Source organism: Mesorhizobium sp. (assembly GCF_004963255.1).
Classification (GTDB): domain Bacteria; phylum Pseudomonadota; class Alphaproteobacteria; order Rhizobiales; family Rhizobiaceae; genus Mesorhizobium.
This window is the reverse complement of the sequence record NZ_SUGA01000011.1, coordinates 58,618-81,807: the sequence shown is the minus strand read 5'-3', so window position 1 is coordinate 81,807 and position 23,190 is coordinate 58,618. Positions and strand designations below refer to the sequence as shown.

At 64.4% G+C, this 23,190-nt stretch carries 22 protein-coding genes; 11 read left to right on the top strand and 11 right to left on the bottom strand.

The window, feature by feature from the left end:
- The first annotated feature begins 123 nt into the window (after nucleotides 1–123).
- Both E5X34_RS14750 and bchE read left to right on the top strand, forming a co-directional pair.
- Nucleotides 124–600, top strand: a complete 477-nt coding sequence (locus E5X34_RS14750; protein ID WP_042647377.1) for an Lrp/AsnC family transcriptional regulator — start codon at nucleotides 124–126, stop codon at nucleotides 598–600.
- 102 nt (nucleotides 601–702) lie between these two features.
- Nucleotides 703–2,253, top strand: coding sequence for a magnesium-protoporphyrin IX monomethyl ester anaerobic oxidative cyclase (gene bchE / locus E5X34_RS14745; RefSeq protein WP_292565803.1), 1,551 nt, complete (start codon nucleotides 703–705; stop codon nucleotides 2,251–2,253).
- A gap of 43 nt (nucleotides 2,254–2,296) precedes the next feature.
- On the opposite strand, the gene argB is transcribed toward bchE, so the two are convergent.
- Nucleotides 2,297–3,190, bottom strand: a complete 894-nt coding sequence (argB, locus tag E5X34_RS14740; protein ID WP_292565800.1) for an acetylglutamate kinase — start codon at nucleotides 3,188–3,190, stop codon at nucleotides 2,297–2,299.
- Between the two features lie 393 nt (nucleotides 3,191–3,583).
- On the opposite strand from argB, the gene E5X34_RS14735 reads away from it, so the two are divergent.
- From E5X34_RS14735 to msrB, 4 genes are all read left to right on the top strand, one after another.
- A complete protein-coding gene (locus tag E5X34_RS14735; RefSeq protein WP_292565797.1) occupies nucleotides 3,584–4,123 on the top strand; it encodes a sigma-70 family RNA polymerase sigma factor in 540 nt (179 codons plus the stop codon).
- On the top strand, nucleotides 4,120–4,842 hold the full coding sequence (locus E5X34_RS14730; protein WP_292565977.1) for an anti-sigma factor: 723 nt from the start codon (nucleotides 4,120–4,122) through the stop codon (nucleotides 4,840–4,842). The genes E5X34_RS14735 and E5X34_RS14730 overlap by 4 nt, the downstream gene beginning before the upstream one ends.
- A gap of 262 nt (nucleotides 4,843–5,104) precedes the next feature.
- The gene (locus E5X34_RS14725; RefSeq protein ID WP_292565974.1) at nucleotides 5,105–5,611 is read left to right on the top strand and encodes a fasciclin domain-containing protein; all 507 of its coding nucleotides are present in this window, start codon (nucleotides 5,105–5,107) and stop codon (nucleotides 5,609–5,611) included.
- Nucleotides 5,612–5,811: 200 nt separating this feature from the next.
- Complete coding sequence (gene msrB / locus E5X34_RS14720) at nucleotides 5,812–6,315, top strand: peptide-methionine (R)-S-oxide reductase MsrB (RefSeq protein ID WP_292565794.1); 504 nt, start codon at nucleotides 5,812–5,814, stop codon at nucleotides 6,313–6,315.
- Between the two features lie 24 nt (nucleotides 6,316–6,339).
- On the opposite strand, the gene E5X34_RS14715 is transcribed toward msrB, so the two are convergent.
- From E5X34_RS14715 to E5X34_RS14700, 4 genes are all read right to left on the bottom strand, one after another.
- Nucleotides 6,340–6,828 (bottom strand): DUF2269 domain-containing protein, encoded by a 489-nt coding sequence (locus E5X34_RS14715; protein WP_292565791.1) that lies wholly within the window; start codon nucleotides 6,826–6,828, stop codon nucleotides 6,340–6,342.
- Complete coding sequence (locus E5X34_RS14710; RefSeq protein ID WP_292565788.1) at nucleotides 6,828–8,108, bottom strand: SDR family oxidoreductase; 1,281 nt, start codon at nucleotides 8,106–8,108, stop codon at nucleotides 6,828–6,830. The genes E5X34_RS14715 and E5X34_RS14710 overlap by 1 nt, the downstream gene beginning before the upstream one ends.
- Nucleotides 8,109–8,392: 284 nt before the next feature.
- Nucleotides 8,393–9,979, bottom strand: a complete 1,587-nt coding sequence (locus E5X34_RS14705) for a DHA2 family efflux MFS transporter permease subunit (protein ID WP_292565971.1) — start codon at nucleotides 9,977–9,979, stop codon at nucleotides 8,393–8,395.
- Between the two features lie 150 nt (nucleotides 9,980–10,129).
- A complete protein-coding gene (locus tag E5X34_RS14700; RefSeq protein WP_292565785.1) occupies nucleotides 10,130–11,323 on the bottom strand; it encodes an HlyD family secretion protein in 1,194 nt (397 codons plus the stop codon).
- Between the two features lie 132 nt (nucleotides 11,324–11,455).
- Here E5X34_RS14700 and E5X34_RS14695 point away from each other — a divergent pair, with 132 nt between their 5' ends.
- Both E5X34_RS14695 and E5X34_RS14690 read left to right on the top strand, forming a co-directional pair.
- Entirely contained in the window at nucleotides 11,456–12,154 is a 699-nt protein-coding gene (locus E5X34_RS14695; RefSeq protein WP_292565782.1) for a TetR/AcrR family transcriptional regulator, read from the top strand.
- A gap of 187 nt (nucleotides 12,155–12,341) precedes the next feature.
- Nucleotides 12,342–14,801, top strand: coding sequence for a DNA translocase FtsK (locus E5X34_RS14690; RefSeq protein ID WP_292565779.1), 2,460 nt, complete (start codon nucleotides 12,342–12,344; stop codon nucleotides 14,799–14,801).
- Between the two features lie 29 nt (nucleotides 14,802–14,830).
- On the opposite strand, the gene yihA is transcribed toward E5X34_RS14690, so the two are convergent.
- From yihA to E5X34_RS14675, 3 genes are all read right to left on the bottom strand, one after another.
- Entirely contained in the window at nucleotides 14,831–15,472 is a 642-nt protein-coding gene (gene yihA / locus E5X34_RS14685; protein ID WP_126064861.1) for a ribosome biogenesis GTP-binding protein YihA/YsxC, read from the bottom strand.
- 26 nt (nucleotides 15,473–15,498) lie between these two features.
- The gene (locus E5X34_RS14680) at nucleotides 15,499–16,137 is read right to left on the bottom strand and encodes a CatB-related O-acetyltransferase (protein ID WP_292565776.1); all 639 of its coding nucleotides are present in this window, start codon (nucleotides 16,135–16,137) and stop codon (nucleotides 15,499–15,501) included.
- A 124-nt stretch (nucleotides 16,138–16,261) separates the two neighbouring features.
- Nucleotides 16,262–16,576: a hypothetical protein gene (locus E5X34_RS14675; RefSeq protein ID WP_292565773.1), complete on the bottom strand. Its 315-nt coding sequence runs from the start codon at nucleotides 16,574–16,576 to the stop codon at nucleotides 16,262–16,264.
- A 166-nt stretch (nucleotides 16,577–16,742) separates the two neighbouring features.
- On the opposite strand from E5X34_RS14675, the gene E5X34_RS14670 reads away from it, so the two are divergent.
- Genes E5X34_RS14670 through E5X34_RS14660 form a run of 3 tightly spaced genes read left to right on the top strand, consistent with a single transcriptional unit; the run spans nucleotide 16,743 to nucleotide 20,033 of the window.
- Nucleotides 16,743–17,207: a MarR family transcriptional regulator gene (locus E5X34_RS14670; RefSeq protein WP_292565770.1), complete on the top strand. Its 465-nt coding sequence runs from the start codon at nucleotides 16,743–16,745 to the stop codon at nucleotides 17,205–17,207.
- Nucleotides 17,200–18,492 carry an HlyD family secretion protein gene (locus E5X34_RS14665; protein ID WP_292565768.1) on the top strand — a complete coding sequence of 431 codons (1,293 nt, stop codon included), beginning with the start codon at nucleotides 17,200–17,202 and terminating at the stop codon, nucleotides 18,490–18,492. Before E5X34_RS14670 ends, E5X34_RS14665 begins: the two co-directional genes overlap by 8 nt.
- On the top strand, nucleotides 18,489–20,033 hold the full coding sequence (locus E5X34_RS14660; protein ID WP_292565766.1) for a DHA2 family efflux MFS transporter permease subunit: 1,545 nt from the start codon (nucleotides 18,489–18,491) through the stop codon (nucleotides 20,031–20,033). Before E5X34_RS14665 ends, E5X34_RS14660 begins: the two co-directional genes overlap by 4 nt.
- A gap of 572 nt (nucleotides 20,034–20,605) precedes the next feature.
- Here the strand turns inward: E5X34_RS14660 and yidC are convergent.
- From yidC to rpmH, 3 genes are read right to left on the bottom strand one after another with little or no spacing between them, the layout of a single operon-like run.
- Nucleotides 20,606–22,438, bottom strand: a complete 1,833-nt coding sequence (gene yidC, locus E5X34_RS14655) for a membrane protein insertase YidC (RefSeq protein ID WP_292565763.1) — start codon at nucleotides 22,436–22,438, stop codon at nucleotides 20,606–20,608.
- A 14-nt stretch (nucleotides 22,439–22,452) separates the two neighbouring features.
- A complete protein-coding gene (rnpA, locus tag E5X34_RS14650; protein ID WP_112128961.1) occupies nucleotides 22,453–22,806 on the bottom strand; it encodes a ribonuclease P protein component in 354 nt (117 codons plus the stop codon).
- Nucleotides 22,807–22,822: 16 nt separating this feature from the next.
- A complete protein-coding gene (gene rpmH, locus E5X34_RS14645) occupies nucleotides 22,823–22,957 on the bottom strand; it encodes a 50S ribosomal protein L34 (protein WP_008833937.1) in 135 nt (44 codons plus the stop codon).
- Nucleotides 22,958–23,190 lie beyond the last annotated feature (233 nt).

The following is a 23,190-nucleotide window of genomic DNA, read 5'->3' as shown; positions in this document are numbered from 1 at the left end:
ATCGTGATCCGTGGATCGTGAAGCGGAGTTTAGAGGCGGCTGATGAGGCAAATCAGCCTTGTTTGTAGCTTTCCGGCGGATTCTGAGGTAAAATCACTCCAATCAGCGAGAGATCGAGAAAACATGCCTCAATTCGACGAATTTGAGATAAGGATGCTCGACATCCTGCAGCGCGACGGGCGCAAGCCCGTCTCCGAGCTGGCGCAGGAGATCGGCCTGTCGACCACGCCTTGCGCGCGCCGCTTCGAGGCCTTGCAGGAAACCGGCATCATCAAGGGCTTTGCCGCCGTGCTCAGCCGCCGCGCCGTCGGCCTGACCGTCGAGGTCTTCATCCAGGTGCGGCTGGTCAGCCACAGCGACGGCTCACCCGAAAGTTTTATAGCCGCCGTGCAGCGCATGGACGAGGTGTCGTCCTGCTGGACGATGACCGGCGACCACGATTTCCTGCTGCATGTCATGGTGCCTTCGGTGGACGATCTGAACGCCTTCGTCATGCACCGGCTGATGCGGCTGCCCGGTGTGCGCGACGTCCACACGCAACTTGTGCTGCAGAACATCAAGGGCCCCGGCCACGTGCCGCTCAGCCATCTGCGGCGCTGATCCGGTCAAATCTGGCGAAAAGCTGCGTGGAGACTGCTGAACCGCGCCAAGGCGGCTTCGTCATCGGCAATTAGCACAAGCGGACCAACATGGAGGTCCGCCTTGAACATCGTGCTGATCAATCCGCCGCACACGGCCATCGGCAGCCGCGTCCCCGACGACCATCTGCCGCCGTTTGGGCTGCTGGCGATCGGCGGCCCGCTTATCGATTCCGGCCATCAGGTGCGCCTCGTCGATGCCGAGTTCGGGCCGATGCCGCTTGGCACGCTTGCGGACGAGGCATTGCGCGGCGATCCGGATTTCATCCTGATCGGCCATTCCGGCTCGACCTCGGCGCATCCGACCGCCTTGAAGATTGCCGAGATGATCAAGGCCGGCGCTCCAGGCGTCATCGTCATCTATGGCGGCGTCTTTCCGACCTATCACTGGCGCGACATCCTCGCCGCGACCGACGTCTTCGACTTCATCGTGCGCGGCGAGGGCGAGGCGACCGCAACGGCGCTGGTCGAGGCCATCGAAATGCGCCAGCCTGTAGCAAGCGTCGCCGGCATCGCCTATCGCGACGATCTCGGCCGCCCGGTCGCCACGCAGGCGGCCATGATGATCGCCGATCTCGATGCTTATCGCGTCGGCTGGGAGCTGATCGATCATCGCCGCTACTCCTATTGGGGCGGCAAGCGGGCGGTGGTCATGCAGTTCTCGCGCGGCTGCCCGCATCTGTGCAACTATTGCGGCCAGCGCGGCTTCTGGACCCGCTGGCGCCATCGCGACCCGGTGAAATTCGCAAAAGAAATCGCCTGGCTGCATCGCGAGCACGGCATCGAGCTGGTCAACCTGGCGGACGAGAACCCGACCTCCTCGAAGAAAGCCTGGCGCGCCTTTCTCGACGCCATGATCGCCGAGAACGTGCCGGTGCTGATCGTCGGCTCGACCCGCGCCGACGACATCGTGCGCGACGCCGATATCCTCCACCTTTACCGCAAGGCCGGTGTCATCCGCTGGCTGCTCGGCATGGAAAACACCGATGAGGAGACACTGTCATTGATCCGCAAGGGCGGCAGCACCAAGTCGGACCGCGAGGCGATCCGGCTGCTCAGGCGGCATGGCATATTGTCGATGGCGACCTGGGTTGCCGGTTTCGAGGACGAAGGCCTTCGCGATCTGTGGCGCGGCTTCCGCCAGCTCATCGCCTATGATCCCGACCAGATCCAGGCGCTCTATGTCACTCCGCATCGTTGGACGCCGTTCTTCCGCATCGCCGCCGGCCGCAAGGTGATCCAGAAGGACGTCCGCCTCTGGGATTACAAGCATCAGGTTCTGCACATGACGAAGCTGAAACCCTGGATGCTGTTCTTCGCCGTCAAGCTCATCGAGGTCGCCGTGCAGTCGCGGCCGAAGGCGCTGGCGCGCATCCTCTTCCACCCCGATCCCGAGCAGCGCCATTCGATGCGCTGGTACACCAAGATGGGCCGCCGCGTCTGGTTCCGCGAGGTCTGGGGGTTTCTCGCCCACGACGGCCGCGTCAAGGGCGGCCCGACGCTCGCCGAATTCTGGGGCGCGCCCCAGGACGCCGAGGAGGAATCGATGATCGTCCGGCGGCCGGTCCGAAAGCCGGCCGCAATTGTTGAAGACCAGAGAAGATTAGCCGGCTGATTAAGTTCACCGTTTCATGAAACAGCGAACTTGCCTGCTCTTGTTACGGAACGATCAGCGTGCCGGCGCCGTGCTCGGTGAAGAGCTCCAGCAGCACCGAATGTGGCGTCTTGCCGTTGAGGATGACGACGCCCTCGACGCCGCGTTCGATCGCTTCGATGCAGGTTTCGACCTTCGGGATCATGCCGCCCGACACCGTGCCGTCCTTGATCAGCGCCTTGGCCTCGGCGACTGTCAGCTCGTCGATCAGCCTCTTGTTCTTGTCGAGCACGCCCGGCACGTCGGTGAGGAACAAGAGGCGCGAGGCGCGGCAGGCGCCAGCGATGGCGCCCGCGAACGTGTCGGCGTTGATGTTGTAGGTGTGGCCGTCGCGGCCGGGCGCCACCGGCGCCAGCACCGGGATCATCTCCGAGCGGGCAAGCAGATCGAGCAGCGTGCGGTCGACCTCGACCGGCTCGCCGACGAAGCCGAGATCCAGCACCCGCTCGATGTTGGAGTCGGGGTCGATCATGGTCTTGCGCGCCTTTTCGGCGAACACCATGTTGCCGTCCTTGCCGCAAAGCCCGATCGCCCACTCGCCCTCGGCGTTGATCAGCGCCACGATCTCCTTGTTGATCGAGCCCGCCAGCACCATCTCGACGATCTCGACCGTCTTCTGGTCGGTGACACGCAGCCCGCCCTCGAACTTGGATTCGATGCCCATCTTGGTCAGCATCGCGCCGATCTGCGGCCCGCCGCCATGCACGACGATCGGGTTGACGCCGGACTGTTTCAAGAGCGCGATGTCGCGGGCGAAGGCCTTCCCGAGCTCATGGTCTCCCATGGCATGGCCGCCATATTTCACCACCACCGTCTTGTTCTCGTAGCGCTGCATGTAAGGCAGCGCGCGCGAGAGCAGCGCGGCCTGCATTTCGGCGTTGGCGGCGACGTCCGTCATCGGTATCGATCCCAGCTGAGCATGTCTCCCGAAAGTGGGTACCGGTGTCGGGATGAAGACATGTTTGAACATCAAGTCTTGATTGGCGGCCTCTTAGCGGGAATTGCCGCAGGCCGCAAACGGCTTTGCGGTCACAATGACGAAATCACTAGCGGTCTAGCCATGTAACCAATATGGCAGCGCTAGCTCTCTCTCCGTCCGCGAAGCCGGGACGGAGACGGGGACGTCCCATGCGATTTAAGCCGGCAGCCTGAGCGGTCGTCGAAACGCTTTAGCGGACCCGATTTGCTTGGCAGCGGCTCACTGCCGACTCGCGCGAACGTGCCGCTGCCCTTGGCGGGCGAAGCCTTAGGCGCCCGTTGCAATTAAATCGCAATCTTCTAATTTGCCGGCATGGCGCCGCAGGACATCAGCAAGCTGATCGTCCGGACTTCGATGAAGGACCGGGCCGCGTTCGATCTGCTCTACAAGCAGACGAGCGCGAAACTTTTCGGTGTCTGCCTGCGTGTCTTGAGGGACCGAGGTGAAGCGGAAGAAGCGGTGCAGGAGGTCTTCGTCAAGATCTGGACGAAGGCGGACCGCTTCGCGGTTTCTGATCTGAGCCCGATTTCATGGCTGGTGGCCATTGCGCGCAACCATGCGATCGATCGCATCCGAGCGCGGCGCGGTCCTTCCGCCAACATTGATACGGCCCTAGACGTCGCCGATCCGACGCCTGGACCCGAGGCCATGGCTGTGGCGGGCGGCGAGGCCGAACGCATCCACCATTGTCTCGACGAACTGGAGAAAGACCGGGCGGCGGCCGTCCGGGGCGCCTATCTGAGCGGCGAAAGCTATGCCGAGCTGGCGGAACGGTTCAAGGTTCCGCTGAACACGATGCGGACTTGGCTGCGGCGAAGCCTGCTCAAACTGAGAAAATGCCTGGAAAGATGACGCTGGCGGAAGACAACGGACCGGAACGTGGAGGCGACGACATGCTCGCCGCCGAATACGTTCTCGGCGTTCTGCCAGCCGACGAACGGCAGATCGCGTCCCGTCGCATCGACACCGAGACGGCCTTCGCCCGCCTGGTCGATGCCTGGGAAGTCCATTTCGCGCCGATGGCCGCCGCTTACACAGCCGTCGAGCCTCCGGCTTCGGTCAAGGTGGCGATCGACCGCCGCCTGTTCGCGTCGACCGCTTCCACATCCCCGGCGCCCGGCGGCAGCCTGTGGACGAGCCTGACCTTCTGGCGCGGCCTCGCCGCCGCGGCCATTGCCGCCCTGGCCGTCTATGTCGCCCTGCCTTACGTCAACCCGCCGGCAACGCAGCCCGGGACCAGGCTGGTCGCCTCGCTTGCCGCCGACAACAGCCCCGTCAAATACCTCGCCGTCTATGACGCCGCCCGACATGAGGTCGGCCTGTCGCTGGTCTCCGGCGATCGCGGCGCCGGCAAGGACTTCGAGCTGTGGATGATCGAAGGCAAGAACGCGCCGGTCTCGATGGGCGTCATCCCGGCCGGCCAGACCGCGCGCATGGCCGTCACCCGGGCCGTCCAGCAGAAGCTCGCGCAGGGCGCCGTGCTCGCCGTCAGCCTCGAGCCTTCGGGCGGTTCGCCTACCGGCCAGCCGACCGGCCCGGTCGTCGCCGCGGGTGACCTGAAGGGCATCTGACCGTCCTTCCGGCATAATCACGCTCACCAAGACTAATCGAAGTCTATTTTTTGTCAGCAGATGACAGGAGAATTCTGCCGTCGTCGTTGGCCGGGGCATTTGAACAAATCGCGCCGAGAAAAAAATTTGCACAGTCGTGAAACTAGCTTTTCGACAGCCCCGTATTTCCTCGTGTTCCCAAGGATGGGAAAAACAACCCGAGGAGACTGACACAATGCGTAAACTCGCCACCCTTTTGCTCGCCTCTACGCTCGGCCTTTCCATGATCGGCGCCGTTGCCTATGCCAATCCGATGGTCGGCGGCGCGCCGATGTATGCCAAGAAGAACATCATCGAGAATGCCGTCAATTCGAAGGACCACACCACGCTGGTCGCCGCGGTCAAGGCCGCCGGCCTCGTCGATACGCTGCAGGGCGCCGGTCCGTTCACCGTCTTCGCGCCGACCAATGAGGCCTTTGCAGCACTGCCGCCTGGTACTGTCGACACGCTGCTCAAGCCCGAGAACAAGGACAAGCTGACCAAGGTGCTGACTTGCCACGTCGTCGCCGCCAAGGCGCTGGCGGCAGATGTCGCCAAGATGGCGAAGGCCGATGGCGGCGCCCACCAGGTCAAGACGGTCGGCGGCTGCGAGCTGACGCTGAAGGCGGAGAAGGGCAAGGTCACCGTCACCGACGAGAACGGCAATGTCGCCCACGTCACCATCGCCGATGTCCGCCAGTCGAACGGCGTCATCCACGTCATCGACAAGGTTCTCTTGCCGAAGATGTAACAAAGCGGACCTGGCCGGCGAAGACATGGCTGAGTGCCGGCCGCGACATCCAAGATCCGCGCCGCCGGCAAGGGTGTGCTCCGCGCCGTCCCGCAAGAGCGGCGCGGAGCTGCATCACCAAGACGAACGGATGGGGCGTCACCGGCTTTTGATTTCCGGGCGGTGCGCTATCTTGGCAAAATGTCTCAGGAGGAACGGCCATGAACCGTCGCGATTTTCTCTGGAGCGGGGCTGCCGCCACCGCTCTCATCGTCGGAACCGGGGCGATGCTGCGCGCCGGCGGACCCAAGCCTGCGCTTGCCGCCGAGACCTTCGAGGTCACCAAGACCGACGCCGAATGGCACGCCATTCTTTCCGATGCCGCCTTCGACGTGCTGCGCAAGCAGGGCACCGAATATCCGGGCACCAGCCCGCTGCTCAACGAGCATCGCAAGGGCATCTTCGCCTGCGCCGGCTGCGACCTGCCGGTCTACCCGTCGGAGACCAAGTTCGATTCCGGCACCGGCTGGCCGAGCTTCTATCAGGAGATCCCCAAGGCTATCGGCGAGACCGTCGACCGCTCGCTCGGCATGACGCGCACCGAGGTGCACTGCCGCCGCTGCGGCGGTCATCTCGGCCACGTCTTCGACGACGGCCCGCCGCCCACCGGCCTGCGCCATTGCATCAACGGCGTGGCGCTGAGCTTCAAGCCGGCCGCCGCCTGATCGGCCCATCTTTCAAGATCGGCTTCAGTTGAGGCTGAACAGGTTGATGCTGGGCTTGGCCAGCATCAGCCAGAAGATAGCGACCACGCAGAAGAAAGCCGGGAAGCCGAAGGCGAACCAGACGCGGTAGAGCCGGTCGAACCCGGGCGGCAGCGCGGACGCGTCCGCCGCCGCTTGCCTCGCCATGTCGCGCAGCCGGATCTGGATCCAGACCACCGGCAGCCAAAACACGCCAACGACGACATAGAGGGCCAGCGCCAGCAGGATCCATCCCTCGTTGAGCGGCCAGCCGATGCTGCGCGCCAGGCCGTAGCCTGTCAGCGGCTGCAGCACCACGGCGGTGGCCGTGAAGACCGTATCGGCAATCACCACGATGCCGGCGACATGGGCGATGATGCGGGGATCGCGTGTCCTGACGCCCATCGCCATGAAGAAGGCGATGCCGATCCCGGTGCCGAACAGCACCGTTGCGCCGAGCACATGGACAAGCCGAAGAATGTCCTCGAGCGGCATCAGCGTTCGTCCAGTATGGCCAGGGCCGTGAGCGTCAGCAGCATCGACGGCACCACCTTGACCAGGGGACCGAGCGGGTCGAGCCAGAGCGCTGGTTCCGCCAATGTTGCTGCGAGCAGGTATATCAGGGTCAGCAGAAGCATGCCGAGCAGAGCGCGCCGTGCCCAGGGCCGGAACAGCACCCCAAGCCCCAGCGCGATATCGGCAAGACACGTCGCCACCAGCATGACGCTCGCCGGCTGGTCGGGCAGGAAGGTGGCGAAATGGCCGCGCGCCGCCTCGAATCCCAGGAACGGCGCGATACCCGAGACCACCCAGAACAGCGCGAGCGTGACGATGATGGGCGCCTTCAGAAGATAGAGGCGGGCAAACCATAAATCCTGCACGCCCGATGGGGCGGCGGCGAGTGTCTCTGCCGCCGACAGAAGGCGCCGGTCGGCGCCTGGCCGCTGCCGAACGCGGACACCGCCCGACATCACCGCCAATGCCGCCGAGCGGAGCGGCGAGCGCCAGCCGAGCCGACCGGCGAGGTCGGCGAGCCATGTCACCGGCTTCGCGACCAGGGGCGGCACGGCAAGCACCGGGGCAGGTGGCAGTCCAAGCCAGCTGCGGTGCAGGAGGACGATGTCCTTCAGTCTCAGCCCGTCATCGCGGCCCAGCGCGATGTCCGATCCCGGCGGCAGCGTGCCTTGGATGGCGGCGCTGACGGCGGCCGCGACATCGTCAAGCGCAACCGTCATGACCGGGCTGTCGGCATAGGCCAGGGGGATCACGAACGGAAAGGCGGCGAGCGCCCGCAGCAAGGCGGAGCCGCCATGCGCATTGCGGCCGAGGACCAGCGCCGGGCGCAGGATGACATAGCGCACGCCGCTTGCCGTGAGCGCCGCATCGGCGCGCCTCTTGGTGTCGAGAAAGGGCAGGTCGGAGCCGGCTCCCTCCGTTTCCGCCGATATCTGCACGATCAGCAAATCCCGTCCGCGTGCTGCCTCATAGAGGGCTAGCATGGCCCGTTCTTGGGTGGCGCCGACATCGTCCGAGTAGCCGTCCTGCAGCGCGCCGGCGCAATTGACGACCACCCGTTGCCCGTTCAGCGCATCCTGCCAGTCTTCGCTCCGCGTCATCCCGGCCAGGTTGGCCTTCAGCCAGCGAGCTCGAGGCATCTTCAGCGCCGCGCGGGCCGGCTCGCGCCCAAGCCCTGTGACCTGGTGGCCTTCCTCGGTAAGCTTCCGTGCAACGGCCGAACCGATGAAGCCGGTCGCGCCGAGAATCAGGATGTTCATGCCGGAACTCTAGAGCGGTTCAGCCTTTCACGGAATCGCCGAACCGCTCTCAGTATTTGATGTTACGCAATTCCGGATGAGGGCTGCGGCGAAGTCGCCGAGCCTAGCCGTTCCACACTTTTCCTGGAATTGATCTGGCCGATGCGCGACGTGAATGCCGCGGCTTCCGCCGGGCTGCGGCGCAGCTCTCCGCCAGGCGGGCGTATCTTAAAAGAATGACCCCGGAAATCGTCGCCGATTTCCGGGGTCACGTGTTGAGGAGACCAGGCGGGGGTTCCGGCTCCTCAATGGCCTCCGCCGCCACCGCCGCGCTGCTGGGCCGGCTTGTTGATGAACAGCACGAAGAACCCGAGCGAGGCGAACAGCACGGTCAGCATCATGAACACGTCCATGAAGGACAAGAGCGCCGCCTGCTGATGCACCATGCCCGACAGTTTCGACATCGCCGCGCTGCCTGCGTCGAGGCCGGCGGTCTGCTGGAAGTTCAGCGTCATGTTCTGCAGCTTGGTCTGCGCGGCCTGGCTGCCCCACTGCACATGCTCGGCAAGCCGCGCATAGTGGAAGGCGTTGCGGTCGATCAGCACCGTGTTGATCAGCGCAAGGCCGACGGCGCCGCCGAGATTGCGGGTCAGGTTGAACAAGCCCGACGCATTCTTCAGCCGTTCCGGCGGCAAAGTGCCGAGCGCGATGTTGTTGATCGGCACCATGCACAGCATCATCGAGCAGCCGCGCAGGATCTGCGGGATCAAGAGCTCATAGAAATCCCAGTCGGCGGTGAGATGCGTCATCCACCAGGTGCCGGTGGCGAAGCCGACGAAGCCGATCATCATCATCAGCCTGAGATCGATCTTGTTCGACAGGATGCCTGCGACCGGCGCGGTGAAGAACATCGCCAGGCCGCTGACGAACAGCGCTTCGCCGATCATCATCGAATCGTAGCCGCGGATACGTCCCAGGAACACCGGATAGAGATAGGTGAGCCCGTAAAGGCCGATGCCGACGGCGAAGGAGAACAGCGAGCCGAAGGCGAAGTTGATGTTGCTGAACGCCCTCAGGTCGACGATCGGCTCCTCGGCGGTGAAGACGCGCCAGAAGAAGACGACGCCGCCTATGGTCATGATGATGGCGCAGGCAAAGACGGCCGGCTCCTGCAGCCAGTCATGGTTCGGGCCTTCCTCGAGCACATATTCCATGCAGCCGAGGAAAGCGGCCATGCCGGCCAGGCCCCACCAGTCGAACTTGGAGAACAGTTTCAGGTTGGGCTTGTCGAAATCGATCAGCGCCCAGGCGGCAGTCGCCACCAGAATGCCGGGCACGACATTGATCAGGAACAGCCAGTGCCAGGACATGGCATGGCTGATATAACCGCCCACCGTTGGGCCGATCGTCGGCGCCAGCGTCGCCACCAGGCCGATCATCGGCGAGACGACGGCGCGCTTGGAAGGCGGGAAGATGGTGAAGGCGGCCGCGAACACGCTCGGGATCATGCCGCCGCCGATAAAGCCCTGGATGGCGCGGTAGACGATCATCTGGTCGATATTGGTGGCGGTCGCGGCGAGCGCGCTGGCCGCGGTGAAGCCGGCGGCGGCCGCGGTGAACAGCACGCGCGTCGACAGCATGCGGCTGAGGAAGCCCGACAGCGGGATCATCACCACTTCGGCGATCAGATAGGCGGTCTGCACCCACGGGATCTCGTCGGAGCTGGCGCTGAGGCCCGCCTGGATTTCCGACAGCGAGGCCGAGACGATCTGGATGTCGAGGATCGCCATGAACATGCCGAACACCATCGCCAGGAAGGCGATGACGCGGCGCACAGGCATATGGTCCGCGGGCAGGGCCGGCGCGGCGGCAGCGACCGGGCGCCCGGGCATTGCTCCTGCGGTAATGGTTGCGGTTGCCATGTCATGGCCTCCTTAAGCAATTCTCGAAGACAAGCGCGTGGCGCTCCGGAATTGCGTCGAAACGGATAAAACAGGCTGGGCGGCTCGGCGCTCGATTGGCCACCGAACCGCCCCCCCAATTCAGTTGGTCGTCGAGGCCGGCGCGGTGCGGCTGTCGACCGCGACGACGACGCTCAGGCCGGCGCGCAGCTTGCCGGTCTTCAAGACGTCGGCCGGCACGTCGATGCGCACGGGCACGCGCTGCACCACCTTGGTGAAGTTGCCGGTGGCGTTTTCCGGCGGCAGCAGCGAGAACACCGCGCCCGAAGCCGGCGCCAGCGAGGAGACCGTGCCTTCGAAGCTCTGGCCGTCGATCGCGTCGACGGTGATGCGGACCTTCTCGCCGGGCACCATGCGGCCGAGCTGCGTCTCCTTGAAGTTGCCGACGATGTAGAGCTTGTCCATCGGCACGACGACGGCGAGCTTCTGGCCGGGGCTGACGAGGTCGCCCTGCTCGACCGAGCGGTTGCCGACGACGCCGTCATAAGGCGCCTTCAGCACGGTGAAGGAAAGGTCGCGCTGGGCCTTGTCGCGGGTGAGCTGCAGCGAGGCGAGCGTCGAGGCCTGCTCCGCGCGCTGGGCTTCCAGAACGCCGATATTGGCCTGCGCCGCGGCGATCTGCGCGTCGGCGCCGACAAGCGCCGCCTTGGCCTGGTCGAGCGCGGTCTGGGCGTCGTCGAGCTGCGCCTGCGTGCCGACACGGGTCTTGAGCAACTGCGCCGCGCGATCCTGAGCCCGCGCCGCGTTGTCGGCGGCGGCCTGGTCGGCGACCTTCTGCGCCTGAGCCTGCGACAGCGAGGCCTGGGCCGCCTTGGTTTGCGCGTCGATGCGGTCGAGCGTCTTTGCCAGCGTGGCGATCTGCGCTTCGGCCTGGGCGACGGCTATCCTGTAGTCGCCATTGTCGATCACGAACAGCGGATCGCCGGCCTTGACCTGCTGGTTCTCGCCCACCAGCACCTTGTCGATATAACCGGATATTTTCGGCGACACGAACGACATGTCGGCCTGGACATAGGCGTCGTCGGTGGAGATCATGAACCGGCCGTCGGTCCAGTAGTTATAACCATAGTAGGAACCGGCGCCGAGCAGGGCGAGGCCGATGATCGGCAAAAGGAAAGAGCGCACCGAACGCTTCTTCTTGGCGGGTGCTTCAGCCGCGGGCGTCGCAACCGGAGCGGCGGGCTGGACAGGGATTTCCGGAGCCTCGGTCGACGGCTGGACCTTGGCGTTGGGAAACGTGCGGACTTCGGCGGTGGCGGGCGCGTTGGAGGACATTGGGTATCTCTCTGGATGTCAGTCAGACTGAACCGTTCGGTTCGAATTGGCGATTGACATAGCGCGGAAAGAGGACCATATCAAGAGGAAATCGAACCGAGTGGTTCGAAATATTTTCAAGGAATGACTTCCATGGTCGACACGACAGCGGACAGCGATCTGCTCGACTTACGCAAGGGCCGCCCGGCGGCCGGGCAGGACCCGGTCAAGCGCGCCCAGATCATCGAAGGCGCCCGCCGCGTCTTCATAGACAAGGGCTTCGAGGCCGCCTCGATGAACGACATCACGCGCGAGGCCGGCGTCTCCAAGGGCACGATCTACGTCTATTTCGAAAACAAGGAAGAGCTGTTCGAGGCTCTCATCGAGGAAGAGCGCGGCACCATCTTCAAGAACTTGTATGAGGTGCTCGATCATTTCGAGGACCTGCGCAAGACGCTGGTGAAGTTCGGCATGGCGCTTTCGATCAAGATCACCTCGGCCAGGGTCATCCAGGCGCAGCGCACCGTGGTCGGTGCCGCCGACCGGATTCCCGAGCTCGGCGCGCGTTTCTACGAGCGCGGCCCGAAGCGCGGCCACGACCGGATGATGGTTTTCCTCGATGAGGCAGTCGCGCGCGGCCTGCTCAAGATCGACGATGTCGACCTTGCCGCCTATCAGTTCACCGAGCTCTGCCTCGCCGGTTTGTTCCGGCAGTGCATCTTTTCCTACCGCACCAAGGCGCCGAGCCAGGCCGAGATCGAGCGCGTCGTGAAATCCGGCGTCGACGTCTTCCTCAAGGCCTACGCCACGGAAAAATTCCTCGCCGAGGAAAAGGCGCTGCAATCGGCCTGACCGCACCGGGCACGTGAATCCCAAAGTGCGCGAAGCAAGGCTGGGAGGCCTCGCCGCGTCTTGTCGCGATCGTCCGCCGACCCCTCTGAAATTATCGATAGGCATCCCTCCGGCATGCGCTTTCGGAAGGACCTGTTAACCATCGCTTCCTATGTCTCGGGAGACGTTCAATCGGCGAGTCTCGAGAATGACATCCATGCGTTTTCCCCGTGCCAATCTTTCCGGCGCTTCCGCCCATCAGGGCGAGGACGATCGCGGCGCGGACGGGCGCCGGGGAGGGGTTCCGCAGACGCAAACGGGGCAGGTGGTCGCGCTGCGCGTCGCGCCGGCAAGCGAATCGGACGCGGCTCGCGCCGCGTCGTCCGAATCGGCCGATGGCGAGTTCAGCCGCCCGGCCTGGCAGGACTATTTCTTCCTCGCGCCAAACGTGCGGTTCACCCGTACGCCGGACACCGATCTCGCCCGGCGAGCCGCCCCGCAGGAAGATGCCGCGCCGGCCAGGACACCGGCCCGCGAGCCCGTACGGCCTGCACCGCTCGCGCCGCCGGCAGCCAATTCAGTTCGGACGATTCCTGCAGCTCCCGCCGCTCGGGCAGCGGCGCCGGCGCAAGCCAAACCGGTCGTCGCGCCTTCTGCCGCCACGCCCGTAGCTCCCGCTGCGCCGCTCCAGCCCACCGCCGCTCCGGCACAAAAGCCTCGCCCGAGCGGACTGCGCTGGTCCTATCTTTCCGATCATGCCTTCTTCGAATTCGGCATGGCTTTCCTCGCCGAGCGCCTGGCGCGGGCGCGCCTGAATGAAGCGGGCCAGACCCCCGCGGCTCCGGCGTCGCCACCCGTCAGGCCGATGCCGGCGCCGGCGGCGCAACCGATGCCGCCCCGCGCCACCTTTATGGGCGAGGCCACATCGTTCTACCGGGTCATCGAGTGGCGCTCCAACGCAGCGGACATGAGCCCTGCTCCGGCGCCGACACCGGTCCCAGTGGCCGCCCAGATCACACCTGCCGAGACCATGCCGGTTCCCGCGCCGGCAAACGCAAGGATGGCAAGGCAGGCACCCTCCCTGCCCATCGCCGGCGAGGTCGTGCCGTTGCCGACTTCCGTCGGCTACGAGCTTCCCTCCGAGGAACTCCTGCAGATGCCGCCCGAAGGCCAGGGCTTCTACATGTCGCAGGAGCGGATGGAGCAGAATGCCGATCTGCTCGAAAGCGTGCTGGAGGATTTCGGCGTCAAGGGCGAGATCATCCATGTCCGGCCGGGTCCGGTGGTCACCCTTTACGAATTCGAGCCGGCGCCGGGCGTGAAATCGAGCCGCGTCATTGGGCTCGCCGACGACATCGCCCGCTCGATGTCGGCGATCTCGGCGCGCGTCGCCGTGGTGCCGGGCCGCAATGTCATCGGCATCGAATTGCCCAACGAGACGCGCGAGACCGTCTATTTCCGCGAGCTGATCGGATCGGCCGGTTTCCGCAACACCTCCTGCAAGCTGGCGCTCGGCCTCGGCAAGACGATTGGCGGCGAACCGGTCATCGCCGAGCTCGCCAAGATGCCGCATCTGCTGGTGGCGGGCACCACCGGCTCCGGCAAGTCTGTCGCCATCAACACCATGATCCTGTCGCTGCTTTACCGGATGAAGCCGGAGGAATGCCGCCTCATCATGGTCGATCCCAAGATGCTGGAGCTCTCCGTCTATGACGGCATCCCGCATCTGCTGACGCCGGTCGTCACCGATCCCAAGAAGGCGGTCACGGCGCTCAAATGGGCGGTGCGCGAGATGGAGGACCGCTATCGCAAGATGGCGCGCCTCGGCGTGCGCAACATCGACGGCTACAACCAGCGCGCGGCAAGCGCCCGTGACAAGGGCGAGGTCGTGACCATGCAGGTGCAGGCGGGCTTCGAGAAGGGCACCGGCGAGCCGCTGTTCGAGGAGCGCGTCATCGACCTCGCGCCGATGCCCTATATCGTCATCATCGTCGACGAGATGGCCGACCTGATGATGGTGGCCGGCAAGGAGATCGAAGGCGCCATCCAGCGCCTGGCGCAGATGGCGCGCGCCGCCGGCATCCATCTGATCATGGCGACGCAACGCCCCTCGGTCGACGTCATCACCGGCACGATCAAGGCCAATTTCCCCACCCGCATCTCCTTTCAGGTGACGTCGAAGATCGACAGCCGCACCATCCTCGGCGAGCAGGGCGCGGAACAGCTGCTCGGCCAGGGCGACATGCTGCACATGGCCGGCGGCGGGCGCATCTCACGCGTGCACGGCCCGTTCGTTTCCGATCTCGAGGTCGAGCATGTCGTGGCGCATCTGAAGGCGCAGGGACGTCCCGAATATCTCGACACCGTCACCGCCGACGAGGAGGAGGCTGAAGAGGCGGCCGATACCGGCCCGGTCTTCGACAAAAGCTCGATCGCCGAGGAAGATGGCGACGCGCTCTTTGAGGAGGCGGTCAAGGTGGTCAAGCGCGACAAGAAATGCTCGACCTCCTACATCCAGCGCCGCCTCGGCGTCGGCTACAACCGCGCCGCCTCGCTGGTCGAGCGCATGGAAAAGGAAGGTCTGGTCGGCGCCCCCAACCATGTCGGCAAGCGCGAGATCCTCACCGGCCGGCGCGATCGCGAGCCGGAACGCGAAGAGACGGACTGATCCCGGCTGATCGGCCTCAGGGGACGGCGTCAGCCGCCGTTCGCCACCAGCACGATCGCGGCGCGAAGCTCGTCGAGACCCGAGGCTTTTTCTGATGACGTCGCCAGGACCACCGGAAAAGCCGCCGGCCGCTTCTTGATCTTGGCCAGCGTCTCCTCGATCAGCCTCGGCACGCCGGCGGCCTTGATCTTGTCGGTCTTGGTCAGCACCACCTGGTAGGACACCGCCGCCTTGTCGAGCAGGGTCAGCACTTCCTCGTCCTTGGCCTTGATGCCGTGGCGCGCGTCGATCAGCACATAGACGCGCTTCAGCGTCACGCGGCCCTGCAGATATTCGTAGATGAGCTTCGTCCACTCATCGACCTTGTCCTTCGGCGCGCTGGCATAGCCGTAGCCGGGCATGTCGACCAGCGCCATCGGCGGCAGGTCGGCGCCTTCGCCGGAAAACCCGTCCGGCACGAAATAGTTGAGCTCCTGCGTGCGCCCCGGCGTGTTGGAGGTGCGCGCCAGGCCCTTGTGGCCGACCAGCGCGTTGATCAGCGACGACTTGCCGACATTGGAGCGGCCGGCAAAGGCGATCTCCGGCGGTCCTTCCGGCGGCAGGAATTTCATCGACGGCACGCCGCGGATGAAGATCCAGCCGCGGGTGAACAGCTCCGGATCGATCGCCATCTTGTCGCTTTTCGTGTTGGGCGCGCTCAAGCCGCAGCCTCCAGTTTTGCAATGTCGGCGCCGCGAATGGCGTTGAGGTTGCGGCTGATCTTGTCGACCGGCCAGTCCCACCAGGCCGCCTTCAAAAGCCGCCGGACCGTGAATTCGTCGAAGCGCATCTTCACTATCCTTGCCGGATTGCCGGCGACGATCGCATAAGGCGGCACGTCGTGCGTGACAACCGATTTCGCCGCAACGATGGCGCCATTGCCGATCCTGACGCCCGGCATGATCACCGCATCCATGCCGATCCACACGTCATTTTCGACAACGGTGTCGCCGCGGATCTCCCGCGACCAGGTCTCGGGATCGAACCCTTCCTCCCAGCCATGGCCGAAGATGTTGAACGGATAGGTCGAGAATCCGGACATGGCGTGGTTGGCGCCGTTCATGATGAAGCGCGCGCCTTCGGCGATGGCGCAGAACTTACCGATCACCAGCCGGTCGCCGATGAAGTCGTAGTGGTGCAGCACGCATTTTTCGGCGAATTTGTCGGGACCGTCGGGATCGTCGTAGTAGGTGAAGTCGCCGATCTCGATGTTGGGCGACGTCACCAGCGGCTTCAGGAAGCCGACGCGCGGATACGTCGCGATCGGATGCTTGATGTTGGGATTGGGTCCGGTCATCGCGGTCCCTCCGTGGCTAGAACAGTTCCAGGAAAAGTGTGAGCGGTAAAAACAGAGAGACAGTGGGTTCCGGCGCGGTCAACGTCCGATCAAACTAACGTGATCCGGCCGCGGCACCAACCGTTCAGTGGCTGCCGCGGCAGATCACGATCGGGTTGGAGAGGGCGCTGTCGAAGCCGCTGCCCTGATAGACCTGAATGTTCGACGCTCCTGGCGGCAGCGAGAAGCTGCCTTCGACGATTTTCTGGTCGCCGGCCATCGTGTGCAGCGCCCAGCTGAAGGTGCAGAATTGCGGCGGCGCCTTGGGTTGCACGTGGCTGCAGTTGAGCTGCGCGCCGCCCAGCATCGCCGCCCCGCCGCAGCTCACCGCGTCCTTCGCCGCGGCTGGAAAAGCGTATCCCATGAGCAGCGCCAGCATGGTGATCTTGAGCCGGTTCATCGTCTTGTCCTTGCCGAAAACCCAAGCCGGTCCGGCGGGTTCTGGCCTATGCGATATTTTTACCAAGCGCCTTAGTCGGTCTTGCGCTCCGCGTCCAGCGGGATTATGTGCATGATGATAATAAGCATGCTCACGAAAGTTTGTCCACCGACTCCGAAGTTCTCCCATGCCCTCCTCACCCAATATCAGCTTCGTGCTGCACGATGTCGCGCGCCTGCTCAGGAAGCGTTTCGAGCAGCGCTCGCGCGCCTTTGGGTTGACCCGCGCGCAATGGCAGGTCCTGGCTCAGCTTTCGGTGCATGAGGGCATCCACCAGAACAAGCTGGCCGACCTCATCGAGATCATGCCGATCACGCTCGCAAGGTTGCTCGACAAGATGGAAGCGCGCGGCTTCATCGAGCGCCGGCCCGATCCGGCCGACCGCCGGGCGTGGCTTATCTATCTGACCCCGAAGGCGCATCCACTGATTGAAGTGATGCGCAGCAACGGTCGGAAAACGCGCGACGAAGCCTTTGCCGGCCTGTCCGCGGACGCGCAGCAGCAACTGCTGCAAACCCTTTGCCTGATCAAATCCAATCTGATCGAGGCCTGCACCCAGCCGGCCGTCGACCGGGAGAAAGTCCATGTCTGAAGGAACCTCACCCAGAAAGCCCGCCGACGGAGAAAATGCCGGCGAAAGAGCAAGCGACCAGGTCATTCGCCTGGACAGCCAGCGCGAGCAAAGGCGCGGTGCCCCGCCTGTCGTCGAGGACGATGAGCTGGAAGCGCCCGTGGCGCCGGAGCCGGCTACGCTGGAGGCTCCCTCGGCGCAGCCGAAGCCGGCTTCCGTCACGGTGGCTCCGCCTGCTCCCGCCAAGCCGCGCCGCAGCCTGACGCGGCCGATCCTGTTCGCGCTGCTGCCGGTCGCGCTGGTGGCCGGCGGCTACTACTATGTCGTCGGCGGCCAGGTCATGACCACCGACAACGCCTATATCCAGGCGCAGTCGCTCGGCGTCTCGACCGACGTCTCCGGCACCGTCGACGAGATCGATGTGCACGACAACCAGGCGGTGAAGAAGGGCGATGTGCTCTTCCGCCTGCGGCCCGCCTCGTTCGAGACCGCGCTCGCCGGCGCCAAGGCGCAGCTCGGCACCGTGCGCAACCAGGTGCTGACGCTGCAGGCGAGCTATCAGCAGTCGCTGGCCTCGATCGACCAGGCCGAAGCCGACATTCCCTATTATGAGTCCGCCTTCCAGCGTCAGCAGGACCTGCTCAAGACCTCGACCGCCTCCAAGGCGACCTTCGACAGCGCCCAGCACGATCTGATCGCGGCCCGCCAGAAGGTGACCGTCGCCAAGGCGCAGGCGCAGGCGATGCTTGCCCAGCTCGGCGGCGACGCCAGCCAGCCGGTCGAGCAGAACCCGTTCTACCTGCAGGCTCAGTCGGCGGTGGACGATGCGCAGCGCAACCTCAACGACTCCGTCGTCAAGGCGCCGTTCGACGGCATCGTCACCAATGTCGACGCGCTGCAGGTCGGCAAGTACCTGCCGGCCTCGCAGCCGGCCTTCAGCCTGGTGTCGTCGACCGACATCTGGATCGCGGCCGAGCCGAAGGAAACCGAGCTCACCTATGTGCGCCCCGGCCAGAAGGCGACGATCAGCATCGACGGCTATCCGGGCGAGGTTTGGCACGGCACGGTCGGCTCGATCAGCCCTGCGTCGTCGTCCAGCTTCTCGCTGCTGCCGGCGCAGAACACCAGCGGAAACTGGGTCAAGGTCGTGCAACGCATCCCGATGCGCGTGACGATCGACGATCCGGACGGCAAGCCGCCGCTGCGCGGAGGCATGAGCGCCGTGGTCGACATCGACACCGGTCACGCCCGCGGCCTGCCCGACTTCATCGCCAACCTCTTCAAGCAATCCGGACCAAAGTCATGACAACGGCTTCCGCGACAGGCGCGCCCGTGGTCGCCAATCGCGGCGCCATCACCGCCTGCGTCATCCTGGCGGTCATCATGCAGGCGCTGGACACCACCATCGCCAACGTCGCGCTGCCCTATATCCAGGGCAGCGTCTCGGCCAGCGCCGACCAGATCAACTGGGTGCTCACCTCCTATATCGTCGCCGCCGCGGTGATGACGCCGCCGTCCGGCTATCTCGCCAACCGCTTCGGCCGCAAGCGCATCCTTCTGGTGGCGATCACCGGCTTCGTCGTGGCCTCGGTGCTCTGCGGCTTTGCCCAGTCGCTGCCGCAGATCGTCGGCTTCCGGCTGCTGCAGGGCCTGTTCGGCGCGGCGCTGGTGCCGTTGTCGCAGTCGATTCTGCTCGACATCTACAGCGTCGAGGAGCGCGGCTCGGCCATGGCGCTGTTCGGCGTCTCGGTCATGGTCGGCCCGGTGCTGGGGCCAGTCATCGGCGGCTGGCTGACCGAGAACGTCTCCTGGCGCTGGGTCTTCTACATCAACGTGCCGATCGGCGCGCTGGCCTTTATCGGCGTCTCGATGTTCGTCCAGGAAACCAAGCTCGACTTGAAGGCAAGGCTCGACTGGCTGGGCTTCGGCATGCTCTCGATCGCCATCGCCTCGCTGCAGATGTTCCTCGACCGCGGCGAGCAGCTCAACTGGTTCTCCTCGGCCGAGATCATCGTCGAGGCGCTGGTCTGCGCCTCGGCCTTCTACATCTTCATCGTCCACACCTTCACCGCGCGCGACACCTTCGTGAACCCGCGGCTGTTCCTCGACCGCAACTTCGCCGTCGGCATGATCTTCATCTTCATCATCGGCATCACCTATCTCGCCTCGCTGGCCCTGATGACGCCCTATCTGCAGACGCTGATGGGCTATCCGGTGGTGACGGCCGGCATCGTCATGGGGCCGCGCGGCCTCGGCACCATGGCCTGCATGTTCCTGGTCGGCCGCCTCGTCGGCAAGGTCGACACGCGCTGGCTGCTGTTCATCGGCCTCGCGATAACCGCCTGGGCGATGTACGACATGACCGGCTGGACGCCGGACGTCTCGCAATGGACGATCATCAGCACCGGCTTCATCCAGGGTGCGGGCCTCGGCTTCCTGTTCGTGCCGCTCACCACCATCACCTTCGCCACCCTGGCCCCGGAGCGGCGCGCGGAAGGCACCGGCCTCTACAATCTGTCGCGCAACATCGGCTCCAGCGTCGGCATCTCGGTGGTCACGGCGCTCCTGACGCAGAACCAGCAGATCAATCACGCCAACATCGCCACCTATGTGACGCCCTACAATCCGGCCTTCGGCGATCCGGCGATCTCGCAGGCGCTGAGCCCCTACACCGCCGCCGGCCGCGCCGCGCTCGACGGTCTCGTCACGCTGCAGGCCACGATCATCTCCTATATCGACGACTTCAAGCTGATGATGATCCTGTCGCTCGCCGCCATCCCGCTGGTGCTTCTGCTGCGCAAACCCGGCACTCCGGCCAAGGTCGATCACAGCGCGGTCATGGAATAAAAGGACCGGGATCCCGCCGCCCGCGGGACCCCGGCCCTGCCGGACGACCTCCCAAACACCGGCGTCGCTGCGCCGGAAGCCGCCCGGCCCTTTTTGGGAGGACTGGAATCGTACGAATCGAGCAGGCGCGGAGTTTCAGGAGCTCCGAATAATTTCCCGAAAATCATTCTCGCCCCGACGGATCGAGGGCAATCACGTATGGGTTTATCGGCGAAAGCCAACGCAAACGCGGCCGATCAAGGCTTGCTGGTTATCTGAGCTCAGAAAGCCATGCGCGATCGCCTTGTCCGAATGGCGCGAAGTTGGAGATCGACCGAACCCCTCGTGATGTCGTCATCCTCGGGCTTGACCCGAGGATCCATTCCGTGACCTCTGCCGCGGAGTGTGACGGTGCAGAATTCTGTAACCGTTGCAACGCCTTAGCGTAACGGCATGGATTCCAGGGTCTGCGCGCGTCGCTCCGGGGTGTAAGCCACGGCCAATCCCGAAGGTTGGCGCTGTCCCGTCGGTATCTCCAACAAAAAACCCCGGCCGATGAAGGCCAGGGTTTTGATTTGTAGCTCGGAGTCCGGCTATTCAGCCGGCGATGGTTTCTTGCGGAACATCGCCGCAAGATTGTCCCACAATTCGATCTTGGCGCCCTGGCGCTTCATGATCACGCCCTGCTGCAGGATCGACAGCGTGTTGTTCCAGGCCCAGTAGATGACGAGGCCTGCCGGGAACGAGCCCATCATGAAGGTGAAGATCACCGGCATCCAGGTGAAGATCGCGGCCTGCGTCGGGTCCGGCGGCGCCGGGTTCATGCGCATCTGCAGGAACATGGTGATGCCCATCACCACCGCCCAGGCGCCCATATGCGGCAGGAAGGCGGGCGCCGCGAAGGGCAGCAGGCCGAACAGGTTGAAGATCGACGTCGGATCGGGCGCCGCAAGGTCGTGGATCCAGCCGAAGAAGGGCGCGTGCCGCATCTCGATGGTGATGTAGAGCACCTTGTAGAGCGAGAAGAAGACCGGGATCTGCAGCGCCACCGGCCAGCAGCCGGCCAGCGGATTGATCTTCTCGGTCTTGTACAGTTCCATCATCGCCTGCTGCTGCTTCATCTTGTCGTCCGCGTATTTCTCGCGGATCTCGACCATCTTCGGCTGCACCTTCTTCATGTTCGCCATCGAGGCGTAGGACTTGTTCGCCAGCGGGAAGAATAGAGCCTTGACGATGACGGTCGTGGCGAGGATCGCCAGGCCGAAATTGCCGAAGAATTTGTAGAGCGTGTCGATAAGCCAGAACATCGGCTTGGTGATGAAATAGAACCAGCCCCAGTCGATCAACAGGTTGAACTGGCGAATGTGACGGTCGGCCTCGTAGGCGTTGATCTTGGCGACTTCCTTCGCGCCGGCGAAGATTTCAGACTCGATCGTCGTCGACTGGCCGGGTGCGACGCTGATCGCGTCGGACAGGAAATCGGACTGATAGCTGTGGCTGTGCGGCCCGTCCTTGAACTCGAAATAGGAGAATTTCGGCTGGAAGGGCTGCTTCTCTGTCGGGATAAGCGTCACGGCCCAGTATTTGTCGGTGATGCCGAGCCAGCCATCGGTGGATTTGCCGGGCTTGACCTCCTTGTCCTTCTCGATGGCAGCGTATTTGTACTCCGTCAGCCCTTCGCTGCCGGTCACGCCGATCAGACCCTCATGCAGCACATAGGTGCTGGCGACGGCCGGTTTGTCGAAACGGGTGACGCGCCCGTAATTGTAGAGCGAGATGGCGGCCGTTCCCGAATTCTGCACCGTGTCGGAAACGGTGAACATATATTCGTTGTCGATCGAGATGGTGCGCTTGAACGTCAGGCCCTTGTCGTTGGTGAAGGTCAGCGTCACCGGCGTCGAGGGCGTCAGCGTCGGATTGCCCTCGACGCTCCACACCGTATCCGCGCCCGGCACCGCGCCGGTCGTATCGTTGCCGACGAAGCCGATCTCGGCGAAATAGCCGTTGGGCAGCGACGATGGGTTGAGCAACTCGATCTCGGGCGAGTTCTTGTCGACCGTCTCGGTATAATGCTTGAGCTTCAGGTCATCGAGGCGCGCGCCCGTCAGGTTGATCGAGCCCTGGAGGCTGGGCGTGTCGATCTTGACGCGCTTGGTGGCGGCGATCGCCTGGTCGCGGCTGGCCGCTGTTACGGTGTCGCCACCCGGTGCGCCGGGAACGCTGCCGGCCGCCGGGGCCGGCGTTCCGGCCGCGCCGGAGTTGGCGCCGCCGCCCGCTTCCTTCTTCTGCGCCTCGACGCGCTGCTGCTCGATACGGGCCTGCTCCCGCTGCTGCTCCATCTTCGGGTTCATGTAGAACACCTGCCAGAGCGTCAGGATCAGCACCGACAGCGCGATGGTGATGAAGAAATTGCGGTTGTTTTCCATCGAAAGCCCTTGGCCTATCGTGCGCCGCGTAGCCGGCGGGAAAGCTCGGCCTTCAACTGGCCGAACGGAGTGGCGAGCACGTCTTCACGCCCGACGATGACATAGTCATTGCCGGGCGCCATGTCATCGGCGGCGTGAACGCGCACGGCTTCCCTCAGCCGCCGCCGGACGCGGTTGCGCACCACGGCGTTGCCGACCTTCTTGGTGACGGTGTAGCCGACACGCGGCGCAAGGTCGTCGCCGCGGTCGAGAACTTCAACGAGAAAAAGCCGTCCGCGGCGTTTCTCGCCGCCGCGCACAGCCAGGAAGTCCGCGCGTTTCAGAAGCCGCCCGGGAGTTTTCCCCTTTGGCTTGCCGGTTGCGGGCAACGATCTCGTCTTTCGTTCAGGCGCTGAGCCGCTTGCGGCCGCGATTACGGCGGGCAGCAACGACGCCACGGCCACCCTTGGTGGCCATGCGGGCACGGAAACCATGCCGGCGCTTCCGGACGAGCTTGGACGGTTGGTAGGTACGCTTCATTTGTTTTAATACCGCGGGGTGCGGCCCTTCTTGATTCTGTCACTCTGTAACAGGAGCTTTGCCGGGCCGGCTTAGGCGCGATCGAAACCGCGCCGGGACGAATGGCCCGAGCGTGAGCGGGCTTATAGAAAGAAGGTTTTTGGAAGTCAATCCGCCGTGGTCTCCGGGCATTTTTTCGCTGGACCAAGGTTGAAATTGGCAAAAAAGCCGCAAATCGCATAATCTTGCCCATC

Excerpts from the sequence above, each read along its gene's own strand:
- E5X34_RS14750 (WP_042647377.1), top strand. The coding sequence starts at position 124 with ATGCCTCAATTCGACGAATTTGAGATAAGGATGCTCGACATCCTGCAG.
- argB (WP_292565800.1), bottom strand. The coding sequence starts at position 3,190 with ATGACGGACGTCGCCGCCAACGCCGAAATGCAGGCCGCGCTGCTCTCG.
- E5X34_RS14735 (WP_292565797.1), top strand. The coding sequence starts at position 3,584 with ATGGCGCCGCAGGACATCAGCAAGCTGATCGTCCGGACTTCGATGAAG.
- E5X34_RS14730 (WP_292565977.1), top strand. The coding sequence starts at position 4,120 with ATGACGCTGGCGGAAGACAACGGACCGGAACGTGGAGGCGACGACATG.
- E5X34_RS14725 (WP_292565974.1), top strand. The coding sequence starts at position 5,105 with ATGATCGGCGCCGTTGCCTATGCCAATCCGATGGTCGGCGGCGCGCCG.
- msrB (WP_292565794.1), top strand. The coding sequence starts at position 5,812 with ATGAACCGTCGCGATTTTCTCTGGAGCGGGGCTGCCGCCACCGCTCTC.
- E5X34_RS14715 (WP_292565791.1), bottom strand. The coding sequence starts at position 6,828 with ATGCCGCTCGAGGACATTCTTCGGCTTGTCCATGTGCTCGGCGCAACG.
- E5X34_RS14710 (WP_292565788.1), bottom strand. The coding sequence starts at position 8,108 with ATGAACATCCTGATTCTCGGCGCGACCGGCTTCATCGGTTCGGCCGTT.
- E5X34_RS14705 (WP_292565971.1), bottom strand. The coding sequence starts at position 9,979 with ATGCCCGGGCGCCCGGTCGCTGCCGCCGCGCCGGCCCTGCCCGCGGAC.
- E5X34_RS14700 (WP_292565785.1), bottom strand. The coding sequence starts at position 11,323 with ATGTCCTCCAACGCGCCCGCCACCGCCGAAGTCCGCACGTTTCCCAAC.
- E5X34_RS14695 (WP_292565782.1), top strand. The coding sequence starts at position 11,456 with ATGGTCGACACGACAGCGGACAGCGATCTGCTCGACTTACGCAAGGGC.
- E5X34_RS14690 (WP_292565779.1), top strand. The coding sequence starts at position 12,342 with ATGACATCCATGCGTTTTCCCCGTGCCAATCTTTCCGGCGCTTCCGCC.
- yihA (WP_126064861.1), bottom strand. The coding sequence starts at position 15,472 with ATGGCGATCGATCCGGAGCTGTTCACCCGCGGCTGGATCTTCATCCGC.
- E5X34_RS14680 (WP_292565776.1), bottom strand. The coding sequence starts at position 16,137 with ATGACCGGACCCAATCCCAACATCAAGCATCCGATCGCGACGTATCCG.
- E5X34_RS14675 (WP_292565773.1), bottom strand. The coding sequence starts at position 16,576 with ATGAACCGGCTCAAGATCACCATGCTGGCGCTGCTCATGGGATACGCT.
- E5X34_RS14670 (WP_292565770.1), top strand. The coding sequence starts at position 16,743 with ATGCCCTCCTCACCCAATATCAGCTTCGTGCTGCACGATGTCGCGCGC.
- E5X34_RS14665 (WP_292565768.1), top strand. The coding sequence starts at position 17,200 with ATGTCTGAAGGAACCTCACCCAGAAAGCCCGCCGACGGAGAAAATGCC.
- E5X34_RS14660 (WP_292565766.1), top strand. The coding sequence starts at position 18,489 with ATGACAACGGCTTCCGCGACAGGCGCGCCCGTGGTCGCCAATCGCGGC.
- yidC (WP_292565763.1), bottom strand. The coding sequence starts at position 22,438 with ATGGAAAACAACCGCAATTTCTTCATCACCATCGCGCTGTCGGTGCTG.
- rpmH (WP_008833937.1), bottom strand. The coding sequence starts at position 22,957 with ATGAAGCGTACCTACCAACCGTCCAAGCTCGTCCGGAAGCGCCGGCAT.